13 protein-coding genes are annotated in these 13,726 nt (G+C 66.4%); 4 read left to right on the top strand and 9 right to left on the bottom strand.

Annotated elements, in window-relative coordinates:
- Positions 1-58 precede the first annotated feature (58 nt).
- Entirely contained in the window at positions 59-694 is a 636-nt protein-coding gene (locus tag AC13F7_RS09020) for a LysE/ArgO family amino acid transporter (protein ID WP_481470704.1), read from the bottom strand.
- A 134-nt stretch (positions 695-828) separates the two neighbouring features.
- On the opposite strand from AC13F7_RS09020, the gene AC13F7_RS09025 reads away from it, so the two are divergent.
- The 4 genes from AC13F7_RS09025 to AC13F7_RS09040 all read left to right on the top strand — a co-directional run bounded on the left by AC13F7_RS09025 (position 829) and on the right by AC13F7_RS09040 (position 6,674).
- A complete protein-coding gene (locus tag AC13F7_RS09025) occupies positions 829-1,734 on the top strand; it encodes a LysR family transcriptional regulator ArgP (RefSeq protein WP_046272993.1) in 906 nt (301 codons plus the stop codon).
- Positions 1,735-1,852: 118 nt separating this feature from the next.
- Positions 1,853-2,437 (top strand): hypothetical protein, encoded by a 585-nt coding sequence (locus tag AC13F7_RS09030; protein ID WP_481470703.1) that lies wholly within the window; start codon positions 1,853-1,855, stop codon positions 2,435-2,437.
- 152 nt (positions 2,438-2,589) lie between these two features.
- Positions 2,590-4,281 carry a malate dehydrogenase (quinone) gene (gene mqo, locus AC13F7_RS09035; RefSeq protein WP_482999904.1) on the top strand — a complete coding sequence of 564 codons (1,692 nt, stop codon included), beginning with the start codon at positions 2,590-2,592 and terminating at the stop codon, positions 4,279-4,281.
- 191 nt (positions 4,282-4,472) lie between these two features.
- On the top strand, positions 4,473-6,674 hold the full coding sequence (locus AC13F7_RS09040) for a TonB-dependent siderophore receptor (protein WP_482999905.1): 2,202 nt from the start codon (positions 4,473-4,475) through the stop codon (positions 6,672-6,674).
- Positions 6,675-6,706: 32 nt separating this feature from the next.
- On the opposite strand, the gene AC13F7_RS09045 is transcribed toward AC13F7_RS09040, so the two are convergent.
- From AC13F7_RS09045 to AC13F7_RS09080, 8 genes are all read right to left on the bottom strand, one after another.
- On the bottom strand, positions 6,707-7,933 hold the full coding sequence (locus tag AC13F7_RS09045; protein WP_123729688.1) for an MFS transporter: 1,227 nt from the start codon (positions 7,931-7,933) through the stop codon (positions 6,707-6,709).
- A gap of 188 nt (positions 7,934-8,121) precedes the next feature.
- The gene (locus AC13F7_RS09050; RefSeq protein ID WP_482999906.1) at positions 8,122-8,799 is read right to left on the bottom strand and encodes a class I SAM-dependent methyltransferase; all 678 of its coding nucleotides are present in this window, start codon (positions 8,797-8,799) and stop codon (positions 8,122-8,124) included.
- A 121-nt stretch (positions 8,800-8,920) separates the two neighbouring features.
- On the bottom strand, positions 8,921-9,733 hold the full coding sequence (locus AC13F7_RS09055; protein ID WP_482999907.1) for a DNA-formamidopyrimidine glycosylase family protein: 813 nt from the start codon (positions 9,731-9,733) through the stop codon (positions 8,921-8,923).
- Positions 9,726-10,481 (bottom strand): DUF72 domain-containing protein, encoded by a 756-nt coding sequence (locus AC13F7_RS09060; RefSeq protein ID WP_482999908.1) that lies wholly within the window; start codon positions 10,479-10,481, stop codon positions 9,726-9,728. Before AC13F7_RS09060 ends, AC13F7_RS09055 begins: the two co-directional genes overlap by 8 nt.
- Before the next feature lie 3 nt (positions 10,482-10,484).
- Positions 10,485-10,919 (bottom strand): pyridoxamine 5'-phosphate oxidase family protein, encoded by a 435-nt coding sequence (locus AC13F7_RS09065; protein WP_482999909.1) that lies wholly within the window; start codon positions 10,917-10,919, stop codon positions 10,485-10,487.
- 82 nt (positions 10,920-11,001) lie between these two features.
- Complete coding sequence (locus tag AC13F7_RS09070) at positions 11,002-11,835, bottom strand: alpha/beta hydrolase (RefSeq protein ID WP_482999910.1); 834 nt, start codon at positions 11,833-11,835, stop codon at positions 11,002-11,004.
- A 17-nt stretch (positions 11,836-11,852) separates the two neighbouring features.
- Entirely contained in the window at positions 11,853-13,016 is a 1,164-nt protein-coding gene (locus AC13F7_RS09075; protein WP_482999911.1) for a metallophosphoesterase, read from the bottom strand.
- A 47-nt stretch (positions 13,017-13,063) separates the two neighbouring features.
- On the bottom strand, positions 13,064-13,525 hold the full coding sequence (locus tag AC13F7_RS09080; RefSeq protein WP_483000145.1) for a DUF1801 domain-containing protein: 462 nt from the start codon (positions 13,523-13,525) through the stop codon (positions 13,064-13,066).
- Positions 13,526-13,726: the final 201 nt, after the last annotated feature.

The following is a 13,726-nucleotide window of genomic DNA, read 5'->3' on the forward strand; positions in this document are numbered from 1 at the left end:
AGCAAAAAAATGGCACCGCGAACGGTGCCATTTCCAGGACCTGCATTGAGGAGAGAGGTCAATGCATGCCGCGGAACGCGAGACTGAGCGCCAGGATCGACAGGATCACCGCGATGGTGCCGTCGAGGATGCGCCAGGTTTTGGGCTTGGTGAACAGCGGGGCCAGCAGGCGCGCGCCCAGGCCTTGGGCGGTCAGCCACAGGCAGCTGGCGGTGAACACGCCGGCGGCGAAGGCCATGCGTGCGTTGCCAAAATTCTCGGCGATGCCGCCGATGACCATCATGTCCAGCCAGAAGTGCGGGTTGATCAGCGAGAAGCCGACCGCCGACATCAGCACCGCACGGCGCGAGCTGCTGTCGCCATCGTCCACGTGCATGCCGCCGCCACCGGCCAGCGCGCGGCGCGCCGATTGCCAGGCATACCAGGCCAGGAAGGCGACACCGCCCCACAGCACCACGGTGGTCAGCCACGGCAGCGCCTGGGTGAGCGTGCGCAGGCCGGCCACGCTGGCGAAGATGAAGATGCCGTCGATGGCGGCGCAGGTCGCCACCACGGGCACGATGTGCTTGCGCAGGATGCCCTGGCGCAGGATGAAAGCACTCTGCGCGCCGACCACCGCGAACAGGCCGATGCCGGTTGCGGCACCGCTGAGCCACGCGCTGAGACCGGCACCGCCGGCAATGATCGAAAACATGGGATACCACCTGTGTCTTGCTGGGGGGCGGTGCCTCGCCAAGGCGTACAGCACCGGATGGCGCGCATTGTCGCGCCGCAACATGAAAAAGTAGAGCTAAACTTACTTAACCATCTTTAGCGGAACTTAAGATCATGCGCATCGACCATGCCCAGCTCCGCGCCTTGGCGGCGGTGATCCGCGAAGGCAGCTTCGAACGGGCGGCGCAGTCGCTCAACGTCACCGCCTCGGCGGTCTCCCAGCGGGTCAAAGCGCTGGAGGACCGGGTCGGGCGCCTGCTGGTCAAGCGCTCCTCGCCGGCGGTGGCCACCACCGAAGGCCAGGTGCTGGTCCAACTGGCCGAGCAGACCGCCCTGCTGGAGCACGATGCGCTGCACCGGATGGGCATCGCCGATGAGGACCTGCCCCATGCCAGCATCCCGGTGGCGGTCAACCACGACAGCCTGGAAACCTGGTTCCCCGAGGCGGCCCTGCAGTTCGCGCGGCAGACCGGCACCACGCTGGACCTGCGCTCGGAAGACCAGGACCACACCGTGGCCCTGCTCCGGCAAGGGGCCGTACTGGGCGCGGTGACTACCCTGGATGAGCCGGTGCAAGGCTGCCAGATCCACGCGCTGGGCAGCATCCGCTATGCCGCCACCTGCACGCCGGCCTTCCACGAGCAGTACTTCGCCAAGGGCGTCAACGCGCAGTCGCTGGCCCAGGCCCCGGTGCTGGTGTTCAACCGCAAGGACGACATGCAGGCCCGTTTCGCACGGCGCCTGGCCGGCAACGACCTGCCTCTGACCGCGCCGACCTGGTGGATTCCCTCGACCCGCGCGTTCGTGCAGGCCAACCTGGGTGGGCTGGGCTGGACCATGAACCCGCTGCCGCTGGTCAAACGGCACCTGGATGCCGGCCGGCTGGTGCACATGAAGCAGCGCGCCTGGGAAGATGTGCCGCTGTACTGGCAGCACTGGAAAGGCGATGTGCAGACCATGGCGCTGCTGACCCGGGCGGTGCTGGCGGCCTCGGCGACGCTGGTGCGCAAGAAACGATAGCCCCGGACCGGTAGGGCGCAGCGTCGGTCGGCTGTCGTAGCGGGGCCGCCTGCAGCCCTACACGACCCGACGACCCGCCCCGATGCAGCATCGGCGCATTCCAGTCGCGGGCACGTCGATGGACACCGATCCGGTCTACCTGCACATCCGCGTGGTCCTGAGCATCATCCTTGGCCTGAGCATCACCACCCTGCTGCGTGGCCTGGCCGGGATCATCGAACACCCGCAGCGCCGCGGTTGGTCGTGGATCCACCTGTGCTGGGTGGTCTGGGCGCTGATCTCGGTGGTGACCTTCTGGTGGTGGGAGTTCCGGCTGGGCGAGGTCCGGCAGTGGACCTTCGAGCTGTACCTGTTCGTGATCGCCTACTGCGCCGCGTGGTACCTGCTGTGCGTGCTGCTGTTTCCGGACGATGTGCGCGAGTTCGGCAGCTATGAGAACTATCTGCTGCAGCGGCGCGGTGGCTTCTTCGGGATGCTGGCGCTGGTCACGCTGCTGGATCTGGTCGATACCGCCATCAAGGGCCATAGCCGCTGGCAGATGCTCGGCGACGCCTACTGGGTCCACACCGTGGTGATGCTCGTCATGGCCGGGCTGGGCATGGCCCTGCGCCAGCGCCGCGCCCATCTGGCTCTGGCCGTGCTGGCACTGGTCTATCAAGCCGGCTATTTCCTCCTCGAATACTTCACCCTGGCCAGCGACTGACCCGGCCCGGCACACCCACCGGATGCTGCGTTGCACCAAATCCGTACCGGAAAGGGCTAAAATTGCCCACAAGGTACCGCTGTGATGCCCGTATTCACGGGCGTTCCCGGCAGCGGCGGCATCCTTCCCATGTCTCCCTACCTGAGATCCCCATGAAAAAACTAGCGAAGGTCGTCCTCGGCCTGTTCGTGGTGTTGCTGTTGGCAGCGGCACTGTTCCTGTACTGGCCGCTGCATCAGCGCTCGGTCCCGGCCGCCGGCAACGACAAGCCGGTCGACGTCGTCCTGGTTGGCGGCGGCATCATGAGCATCACGCTCGCCACCTTCCTGCAGGAGCTGCAGCCAGACTGGAACATCCAGGTCTATGAGCGCCTGGACGGGGTTGCGCTGGAAAGTTCGGACGGCTGGAACAACGCCGGCACCGGCCATTCCGCGTTCGCCGAGCTGAACTACACCCCCGAGCTGCCGGACGGCAGCATCGAGACCAAGCGGGCGGTCGGCATCGCCGAGCAGTTCGAGATTTCGCGCCAGTTCTGGTCGCACCAGATCCGCGAAGGCCGCCTCAGCCAGCCCAGCGATTTCATCAACCCGACCCCGCACATGAGCTTCGTCTGGGGTGATGAGAACATCGCCTACCTGCACAAGCGCCAGCAGGCGTTGGTCAAGAACCCGCTGTTCTACGGCATGCAGTATTCCGAGGATCCCGCACAGATCACCCAGTGGGCACCGCTGCTGATGGAAGGCCGTGACCCGAAGCAGAAGGTCGCCGCCACCTGGATGCCGCTGGGCACCGACGTGAACTTCGGCGTGATCACCCGCCAGCTGACTGCGGGCCTGGAGCGCAGCCCGAACTTCAGGCTGCATCTCAACCATGAAGTGCGTGCCCTGCGCCAGAACGATGACAAGAGCTGGAACGTGACCGTCAAGGACCTGAAGTCCGACAACGAGACCACGGTCAAGTCGCGCTTCGTGTTCATCGGTGCCGGTGGCGCCGCGCTCAAACTGCTGCAGCTGTCGGGCATTCCGGAAGCGAAGAACTACGCCGGCTTCCCGGTCGGTGGCCAGTTCCTGGCCTTCCAGGACCCGGCGATCGCCAACCGGCATTCGGTCAAAGCCTACGGCATGGCCGAAACCGGCTCGCCGCCGATGTCGGTGCCGCATCTGGATGCGCGCAAGCTGGATGGCAAGCCGGTGGTGCTGTTCGGGCCGTTCGCGCTGTACAGCACCAAGTTCCTCAAGCACGGCTCGTGGTTCGATCTGTATTCGTCGGTCAACCACAACAACGTGGCGGGCATGATCGATGTGGGTCTGGAGAACCTGGACCTGGTGAAGTACCTGATGGGCCAGGCGCGTCTGAACGATGACGACCGCCAGGCCGAGCTGGTCAAGTACTTCCCCCACGCCAAGCGCGAGGACTGGAAACTGGTCACCGCCGGCCAGCGCGTGCAGATCATCAAAAAGGACCCGGAAAAGGGCTCGATCCTGCAGTTCGGTACCGAGATCGTGACCGACCAGGACCACACCCTGGCCGCCCTGCTCGGCGCCTCGCCGGGTGCTTCCACCTCGCCGCCGATCATGCTGGACCTGCTCAAGAAGGCCTTCCCCGAGCAGATGGCGGCCGGCTGGGAAGCGCGCCTGAAGCAGATCGTGCCGTCGTATGGCCGCAAGCTCAACGACAGCCCCGCGCTGACCAATGAGATCCGCCGCCTGACCAGCGAAACCCTGAAGCTGCCGTACCTGGATGTGCCGGTCGAGACCAGCCCAGCGGTGATGCTGACCCCGCCGCCGGCCGCCAAGCCGGCCGAAGCCAAGCGCAACGCCAACGAAGAACTGCAGGCCCTGTAAGCCTGCGCAGGCACGGGGCTACCGTCCCCTGCCATCGCTTTCCCTCCGGCCACCCTCGCGGTGGCCGGATGCGTTGTGGGGTTGGGTGACGCTGAATGTTCACGATTTGTAAAGCGAATGAGAACGCTTTACATTTGCACCCCGCCGGGCTTGGGGCCCGGCCACGTCCCCAGATCATCACGAGACCCCGCATGTACGCCTGCGCTGCTTCGCTTCGCCTCCCCCGCCGTGCCCCGCTGGGCCTAGCCCTGCTTTCCGTGTTGCTGCTGACCGCGCCGCAGGCCTTCGCCGATGCGCCGGCAGACGCCAGCAGCAACGCCGATGCCAAGACCCTGGACAAGGTCAGCGTGGTCGGTGCGCGGGCGATGCCGTCGAGCACCACGCGCCTGCCCATCAGCCTGCAGGAAACCCCGCAGTCGGCCACCTCGATCGGCCTGCAGCGGCTGCAGGACGAATCGCTGTTCAGCATCAACGATGTGATGCGCAACGTTACCGGCGTCAGCGTCTCCTTCTATGACACGCAGCGCCCGCTGTATTACGCACGCGGCTTTGCCATTACCGATTTCCAGGTGGACGGCATCCCCACCTACAGCGGCTCTACCAACCAGGAATACGACACGGCCTTCTACGATCGCGTGGAAGTGATCCGCGGCGCCAACGGCCTGCTGAGCGGCGCCGGCGTGCCCTCGGCCACGGTCAACCTGCTGCGCAAACGCCCGGGCAAGGAATTCGATGCCTCCTTCGCGGTGAGCGCCGGCAGCTGGGACTACCAGCGCATGGAAGCCGACGTGACCGCGCCGCTGACCGCAGATGGCCGTTTCCGCAGCCGGGTAGTCGCCGCCTACACCGACCGTGATCTGTATTACGACCGGTACCACGAGAACAAGATGGCCGGCATGGCCGTGCTGGAAGGCGACCTGACCGACAGCACCACGCTGACCGTGGGCTACCAGACCCAGGACAACAACCCGGTCGGTTCGACCTGGGGCACCGTGCCCTTCTTCGACAGCCAGGGCAACTTCGCGCACCTGCCGCGCTCGACCAACGTGGCCCCGAAGTGGAGCTACTGGCAGCGCGAGACCAGCACCGCGTTCGCCAACCTGGAACAGCGCTTCGGCGAGAACTGGCTGCTGAAGATCAATACCGCCTACACCCAGGGCAACGTGCAGAACGTGCGCGTGTACGGTAGCGGTTACCCCGATCCGGCCACCGGCGCGGGTATTTTCCTGCGCACCGCCGCCGGCGATTCCGAAGACACCCGCCGCAATGTGGATGCCTACCTGAGCGGCACGTTCTCCCTGTTCGGCCGCGAGCACGACCTGACCGTCGGCGGGCAATGGGCGGACCTGGAGGGCACCACGAACACCATCGCGCTGCGCTATCCCACCGACTGGGCACGTTGCGGTAACGAGCGCTGCTATTACATCCCGGATATCCGCGCCTGGGATGGCGACATCTCCGAAGTGACCTACGCGCGGACCGGCGCACGCCGCGTCGCCAAGACCACCCAGAGCGGCGTCTACGTCGCTACCCGCCTGCGCCTGGCCGATCCGCTGGCGCTGATTGCCGGTGCGCGCCTGAGCCGTTGGGAAACGCTGTCCCGTTCCTACAACGCGGCCGGTGCGTACACCGGCACCAGCGGCGCCTACAAGGTGACCGATGAAGTCACACCCTATGTGGGCCTGGTGTACGACATCACCCCGCAGGTGGCGGCGTATGCCAGCTACACCGAAATCTTCAATCCGCAGAACTACAAGGACCGCAACGAGAACCTGCTGGCGCCGGTGGAAGGTTCCAACCTGGAAGCGGGCATCAAGTCGCAGTGGTTCGACGGCCGCCTGACCGCCAATGCCGCGGTGTTCGAGGCCAAGCAGGACAACTACGCGGTGCTCGACACGAGCGTGCCGGAGCGCTCGCTCAGCGATGGCAGCTCGGCCTACATCGGCATCAACGGGACCAAGGCACGCGGCTGGGAAGTGGACGTCAACGGCGAGATCCTGCCGGGCTGGACGGTCAATGCCGGCTTCACCCACGTCAAGGTGACCCGTGCTGCTACCGATCTGCTGTACGCCAACCCGGCCGAAGACCTGCTGCAGCTCAATACCCAGCTGCGACTGCGCGGCGCGCTGGAGCGCCTGAGCGTGGGTGCGGGCGTGCAGTGGCAGAGCAAGGTGCAGGGCTACAACATCCCCTATCCGCTCGGCGGCACGGTGACGGTGAACCAGCCGGCGTATGCCCTGGTGCAGTTCAATGCCAACTACCGCATCAGCGACAGCTGGACGGCGACCTTGAGCGTGCGCAACGCGCTGGACAAGACCTACTGGGCCAACCTGGACTACAACAACTACGGTGAGCCGCGTTTTGTTGCGTTGAGCCTGCGCTGGAAGTACTGAGGATATCCGGTGGTGCCGGCCAGCCGCCGGCACTACCGGGGTCGGGTCTCGCGCAGCGTCCACATCACCGGCAGCACCAGTATCGCGACCACCGCGATCATTGCCCCGGGGGCCGACGACCAGCCGGTATGCCGCACCAGCAGTTCGGCCAGCAACGGCGTAGCACCGCCAAAGAACGCCGTGGCCATGGTGACGCCCAGTGCCAGCCCACTGAGCCGCCCTTCGCCGGGGAACTGCTCGGCCGTGGCCGGTGCCGCCACCGCACTCACGCCGCCCGCGAGGCAGGCCAGCACCACCGCCGCCAGCCCGATCGCCACAGTGCTGCCACCGGCCATCACCGAGAACATCGTCAACGGCAGCAGGGCCGATAGCGCGGCCAATGCGATCAGCACGGGGCGGCGCCCGACCCGGTCCGACAACGCGCCCGCCAGCGGCGTCACCACGATCACCGCCACCGCCGCGACCGTGGACAGCCACAACGCCTCCGATTCACTCACCTGCCCCACCGAACCGAGGAACGCGGGCACATAGGTGATTCCAACGTAATAGGTGATCGAGCCCAGTGCGGAGATCGCAAACGTGCGCGCAATCGCGGGCTTGTGGTGCCGCCAGCTATCGCGGATCGGCGACGTCGGGACGGTGCCCTCAGCCTGTTGCCGCTCGAACTCGGGTGACTCGTGCATGGTCGAGCGCGCCAGCAGGATCGCCCCCGCCAGCGCCGCACCGACGAAGAAGGGAATCCGCCAGCCCCAGCCATCCAGCTGCGCCGTGCTCAGCAGCGCGACGGTCAGCGCCGACAACGCCACCGCCAGCAAGGCCCCCACCTCGCTCGCAGCCGACGCCAAGGATGTCACCAGTCCGCGCCTGCGCACGGGTGCGGTTTCCAGCAGGTATGCGACCACGCCGGTGTACTCGCCGCCCACCGAGAACGCCATCAGGCAGCGCAGCAGCAACAGCAGCACACCGGCAGCGGCACCGATGCTCTCGAAGGTGGGCAGCAGCGCAGTGGCAAGCATCGCCACGGTCATCAGCAACATCGAGGCCAGCAGCATGTAGCGGCGACCGAAGCGGTCGCCGAGATGGCCGAAGACCAGCGCACCCAAGGGCCGCATCAGATACGACACCGCAAACCCGGCCAACGTGGCCAGCAGCGCATTCTCGCCACCACCGAAGAACACGCGCGAGAGCACGGTGGCCAGATACAGATAGAGGGTGAAGTCATACCACTCCACCACCGTGGAGAGGCCGGCGATGATCATCGAGCGCGTCTGCGGGCGCGCCGCAGGCGCCGTGGCGGCCGCGCTCAAGCGTGCATCCTGGGAACAGACGGGCCATTGCGGCGCGGCAGTGGACGAGATCGCATCGAGATACTCCCGGCCGCCTGGGCCGCAACTGGACGGCGACAGCCTACGTCAGTCGATCTGCACGCCGCGTCACAGCAGAGTGCTCAGGCCACGGCTGACGACCGCACATCACCGCGCCGGTAACTCAGCAGACGGCCGTTGCCCGGCGCATTGCCTTCATCCTCGAACAACCCCAGTTGTTCGGTCACATCGAAGCCCTGCAGCGCCATGCCACGGGAAAACGAGCCCACGTTGCCGCGACCGGGATCGGTGATGAGCAGTTCGGCATCGGGCTTGGCATGCCGCTGCATCATCGCCGCGATCTGGTGGGCGTGGCCCCGCTCGTACAGGATGTCACTGCCGATGATCAGGTCGAACCGCCCCAGCGAGCCATCGGGGATTTCCCAGGGCAGGTCGCGGTAGGTTACCGCCGGCAGGTCATTGAGGCCCGCGTTGTAGGCCAGAAAGGATTCGGCCAGCGGATGGTGGTCGGTCGCCACGACATCCGCGCCGCGATGGGCCAGTACCAGGCTGGACAGCCCCAGCCCGCAGCCCAGTTCCAGGATGCGCTTACCGGTCACGTCGAAGTGGCTCATGGTATCGGCCAGCGCGCGGCCGGCCGGCCAGATCTGACCGAACAGGCTCCACAACGACGAGTGGATGCCGGCCCGCTGGGCACGTCCGGTGGGATCGGAAAACTGCTGCAGATCGCTGAGCGCGCGGATACGGAAATCGTGCCCGCCGACCGGGATGGTGAGAATGCGGGTGGTATAGCCCGGCATGTGCGCTCCGTGGGACACGGGAGCCTTCATTCCGCTGGCGGCATGAAAGGCTCTGAGAAAGGAGCGAGGGCGATCAGGTGTCGATCGCGCTGGACGCGCGTAAGTGCGTGTGCCCCCCATCCTACGCCATGGGCGAGGACCTGGCTGAACGCCTCTGGGCCGCCTTGCGGGCGTTCGGCGCGGCTTTGCGTCCGGCAGGCGCGGCGCCGTAGCGCACCTGGCACACCGGGCAGAAGAACGCCCGCCGCCGGGTCTTGCCCGGGTAGGTCTTGCTGATCGGCCCGCCGCAGTGGGGACAGCTGCGCTTGGTGTGCACGAGCCACTGCTGGCGCAGCACGCCTTGCCGCTTCCAGTCCAGGAAATCGAAACTGTACTGCCGCGCCTGTTTGATGATCTCGCCCAACTTGCGTGGCGGCAGCGCACCGACCGTGGATTCGGGATGCACGCGGGTGCGGAACAGCACTTCGTTCTTGATGATGTTGCCCACCCCGGCAAAGAGGTCCTGGTCCAGCAGCGCGTCGCAGATCAACGTTTCCGGCTGCTGCTTGAGCTTCCTGCGCGCCAGCCTGGGATCCCACGCCGGATCCATCACGTCGCCGCGCCAGTCGTAGGTGTCGTCCAGCGCACCCTCGATGTACTTCACCGATGAGGCATAGATGTTGAGCTCACCGTTGTCGAACTGTAGTGATACCCGCGGTGGGGACGGCTTGCGCTCGTCGATGCGGTAGCTGCCGAACATCAGCATGTGCACGCGCAGGCTGAAACCGCGGAATTCGATCAGGAAGTGTTTGCCCCAGCTGCGCAGGGCGACCACACGCCGCCCTTCCATGCGGGTCAGATCCAACGTGCTGTTGCCCGTGGCCAGCCGCACGGTCTTGCCGCGGAACTTCGCAGCGGCCTCACGCAGGATGACGATGGAGGGACCTTCAGGCATGTCCGGGCTCCTGTGGGGCAGCGCCGCTCAGGATGTCCTGCAGCCGGGCCGCATTGGCGATGGCGAACCCATGGGCAGTGTTGTCGAAGATCACCCAGCGCACGCGTGCCGTCCGCGCAGCAACCGTTCTCGCCAATGCATGCAGCGCCGCGTCGTCATACGCGCTGTAGTACATGCGGGGCTCGCCGTGCCATCGCCAGTAGCGCCATGCATCGTCACCGCCCGGCTGCGCGGCCTCAGGAACACGGGCAGGGTCCGCCCCTGCTCGCCCAATCCCATGGCGCTGCAGCAGCGCGTCGGCCTGCGGCGTGAACCAGCTGGCGTGGCGTGGCTCGCAGACCACGCGCACACGGGTGCGACGGCGCAGCAGGCCGAAGAAGGCGGCCGCCACGCGCGCGTCGAAGACATGGCTCGGCGGCAGCTGCAGCAGCAACCCGCCGAGCGTGCGGCCCAGACCGCCCACCGCGTCCAGAAAGGCGTCCAACGCGGGACCGCACCCACGTAGCCCCGCCTCATGCGAGATCGCCTTGGGCAATTTCACAGAGAACCGGAACGCGGCCGGCACGCTCGCCGCCCAGCGTTCGTAGGTGCGCTGCTGGTGCGGCCGGTAGAAAGACGAGTTGATCTCCACTATCGGGAACCGCGTGGCGTAGCGCGCCAGCATGCTCTCGCCCTCGCCGGTCAATGCCGCATGACGGCCGGGAATCGACCAGCCTGCGCATCCGATCCTGATCGATTGGGCAGGCATCGGTTACAGACGGATCTCGCCGTCGTCCTCGCCCGACCAGTAGTGGATGCGGGTCGCCTTGACCTGGATCAGCACGATGCCGGGCGTGTCCACGCCCTGCTTGAACCAGCGCTCCAGGTCAGGGACCCAATGCGCCTGCAGGGTCGCGCGGTCGCGGCTGAGCGTGGCGTGGCCTTCCACGGCGACGAACAGCGGCGGCTTGCCCAGCAACCCCTTGCTGCCGGTGAAGGACAGCGCCACTTTGGGATCGCGTTCGATCTCGGCCACCATGTCGGCACTGTCGAAGGCGAAGAAGTAGCTGTCGCCGTTGTAGTCGACGTCGCCGTTGTTGCTCATCGGCCGGCCGGCGATCTCGCCGCTGGCGGTGTGGGTCTGCAGCATGGCGAAATCGATGCCGGCCATCTTCTTGGCCAATTCGGGCAGGGTCAGCGTGGTCATGGAATCTCCGGGGGTCAGGGCTCGTGCGCCCAGCCTCCGCGCAGCCCGGTGACCGAGGCGTGCACACCCACTGGCGGAAATTTCACATGGTCTTGGCCGTGGTCCCGCTGGGGAACAGCGCCAGCAGCGCGCGGGTGAGCATCGCCGGGTAGACCGTCAGGTGGTCGTCGTCCGGAACGACCCGCGTCTCCAACTGCAATCCCCGATAGCCGCGCCCGCGCAGCCGGTCGGCAAAGCGCAGGGTGTGGGCGACCATGTCGTTGCGCGCGGCGAACGGCGCATCGGACGCCGGAGTTTCATGTGCACCAATCGACATCCACACGCGCGCGTCCAGATCCGCATGTGCCGCTGCGTAATCCGCCTCGATACGGTCAATCACATGCTGATCGAACCACAGCGAGGGGCTGGACAGAAGGTACCGCTGGAACATCGCCGGGCAGGTCAACAGCACGTACATGCCGAACAGCCCGCCATAGGAGTGGCCGGCAAAGGCGCGTTGCGCTGGATCGGCCCGGTAGCGCGCCTCGACCTGCGGCAGCACATGCTGCGCCAGGAAATCGCGGTAGTGCGCCGCGCCGCCGTAGGCGATGCCATCGGTGTAGTCGTCGCCCGCACGGCGGACCGGCTGGGTCGGCGTGTAATCGCGTGAGCGGCTCTGCTGCGAGCTCAGGCCCTGCTGCGGCGGCAGCCCGACCAGGATGAAGGGCGCCAGATGCGCGCCGCCCTGCCCGACCATGTTGCGCACGCTGCGCGCGAGCGGAAAGCTGTACAGCGCATCGGTGACATACAGCACCGGATAGCGCAGGTGCGCATCCCGCGCATACCCCGCTGGCAGCGCCACCCAGACCGGATACTCCCGGCCGGTGGGATCGCGCACCATCCACGCTTCGGTATCCGGCAGCACGACGCCGGGCATGACGCATCCACACGCCATCAGCGCGGCCGCAGCGTGATGAGGGTGATCTCCGAGGGCACGCCGATCCGTGCGGCAAAGCCGGGCCACAAGCCGGCACCGTTGCTGACATACAAGGTCATGCCATCCACCTCATAGCGGCCGGACACAAAGCCGCCATTGGCGCGCTTGACCAGCTGATCCATGCCGATGATGTGACCGCCATGCGTGTGGCCGGAGAGCTGCAGCGCAACGCCCTTCGCGGCGTTGGCGCGTGCCTCCACCGGGCGATGGTCGAGCAGGATCACCGGCGCATGCGGATCCGCACCGGCCAGCGCCGCGCCCAGGTCCGGCATGGGCAGGCCATAACGCGCAGCCACCGGATCGGTGACGCCGGCAATGGTCAGGGTGCCGCCCTGACGCTGCACCTGGGTGTGGCTGTTCTCCAGCACCTGCATGCCCTGCCCACGGAAGGCCTGCATCCAGTCGGCGTACTGCGCGTAGTACTCATGGTTGCCGGTGATCGCGACGACGCCATCGGGCGCACGCAGTCTGGCCAGCGGCGCGAAGTCGTTGGCGCGGGCGCTGACCGTGCCGTCAATCAGATCGCCGGTGATCACCACCAGGTCCGGGTGCAGCGCGTTGCTCTCGGCCACCACCTTCTCCACCCAGGCAGCGGTGAGCAGGCGGCTGGCGTGAATATCGGTGAGCTGCAGCACGCGGTAGCCGTCGAATGCGGCGGGCAGCCCGTCGATCGCCACCTCGATCTGGCGCGGTTTGGGCACCGCCATGCCCTGCCAGATGCCATAGGCGGACAGCAGCAGCGCCAGCGTCCCCGCTGCCGGTCGCAGCCACGCCGCCTGCAGCACCGGCAGCACGCGCCGCGCACGGATCAGGCGTGCGATCAGCAACAGCGCATCCAGCGCCAACACAAACAGCGCACTGAGCAGCAGCGTGGTGAATCCAGTCGCGAGCACCGCAATCACCGCCTTGGGAATCTCGGGTGAGGCCATGGTCCCGGCGAACTGGGCCACGATCCGGTGGTGCAGCGCCAGCGCCACCACCAGCAAGCCCAGCACGATTCTGACCGGAAGTGACACTCGCAGCGGCCAGATCAGCCGCCACACCAGATACAACGCAAGCAAACAGCCGATCACACTCAGCACAGGCACATCCTGGAAACGTTGGGGGACAAACCCTGCCATCGTTCCTGATTCAGGCCGCGCATTCCAGTGCAGGCGTTCGGGATGATTCAGGCAAAGCGCTGCGTCACCTTCGTGCGCGGTGGTGCACGCGAGGCCTTCGCCGTGTCATTCAGGGCGATCGCCGACCGGATCAACGCTTTGAACGCGGTGGCGTTGATCGTGTCGCCCTCATGCAGATCGATGGCGCGGCGGGTAGTGCCTTCGAGGCTCGCGTTGAATAACCCCCTGGGATCGGGCAGCGATGCGCCCTTGGCGAAGGTCAGCTTCACGGCCGCCTTGTAGGTCTCACCGGTACACAGGATGCCGTTGTGCTCCCACACCGGCACGCCTCGCCACTTCCAGGTTTCCATCACCTCCGAATCCACCTGATGGATCAGGCTGCGGATGCGCGCCAGGGTCTGGCCGCGCCAATCGTCCAGCGACTGGATGCGGGCATCGATCTGCTGCGATGCGGACGGCTCGCTGGTGGTTGCAGCACGCGGGGTTGAACGGCCATTGGACGGGGTCATCGTGGTCACCGATCGCCATGGGCGGCCCGGCTGGCAGCGCCCTTCAGCGGCGTTATAAGCCCGATGGACGGGTGCTTCAAGCCGGATCCGTGAAGCGGCGCGCAGGGATGGAATGACCTCGAACTGCAATGTTATATTATTTCTTTTACAGGACGGGATGGCAGACGAACGACGTCTGCTCGTCCACGCCTTGTCCCACCT

This window comes from Stenotrophomonas sp. K-6 (assembly GCF_056861555.1).

Coding starts and splice junctions, on each gene's coding strand:
- AC13F7_RS09070 (WP_482999910.1), bottom strand. CDS start 11,835: ATGCCCGGCGTCGTGCTGCCGGATACCGAAGCGTGGATGGTGCGCGAT.
- AC13F7_RS09030 (WP_481470703.1), top strand. CDS start 1,853: ATGGACACCGATCCGGTCTACCTGCACATCCGCGTGGTCCTGAGCATC.
- AC13F7_RS09050 (WP_482999906.1), bottom strand. CDS start 8,799: ATGCCGGGCTATACCACCCGCATTCTCACCATCCCGGTCGGCGGGCAC.
- mqo (WP_482999904.1), top strand. CDS start 2,590: ATGAAAAAACTAGCGAAGGTCGTCCTCGGCCTGTTCGTGGTGTTGCTG.
- AC13F7_RS09065 (WP_482999909.1), bottom strand. CDS start 10,919: ATGACCACGCTGACCCTGCCCGAATTGGCCAAGAAGATGGCCGGCATC.
- AC13F7_RS09040 (WP_482999905.1), top strand. CDS start 4,473: ATGTACGCCTGCGCTGCTTCGCTTCGCCTCCCCCGCCGTGCCCCGCTG.
- AC13F7_RS09055 (WP_482999907.1), bottom strand. CDS start 9,733: ATGCCTGAAGGTCCCTCCATCGTCATCCTGCGTGAGGCCGCTGCGAAG.
- AC13F7_RS09020 (WP_481470704.1), bottom strand. CDS start 694: ATGTTTTCGATCATTGCCGGCGGTGCCGGTCTCAGCGCGTGGCTCAGC.
- AC13F7_RS09075 (WP_482999911.1), bottom strand. CDS start 13,016: ATGGCAGGGTTTGTCCCCCAACGTTTCCAGGATGTGCCTGTGCTGAGT.
- AC13F7_RS09080 (WP_483000145.1), bottom strand. CDS start 13,525: ATGACCCCGTCCAATGGCCGTTCAACCCCGCGTGCTGCAACCACCAGC.
- AC13F7_RS09060 (WP_482999908.1), bottom strand. CDS start 10,481: ATGCCTGCCCAATCGATCAGGATCGGATGCGCAGGCTGGTCGATTCCC.
- AC13F7_RS09045 (WP_123729688.1), bottom strand. CDS start 7,933: ATGATCATCGCCGGCCTCTCCACGGTGGTGGAGTGGTATGACTTCACC.
- AC13F7_RS09025 (WP_046272993.1), top strand. CDS start 829: ATGCGCATCGACCATGCCCAGCTCCGCGCCTTGGCGGCGGTGATCCGC.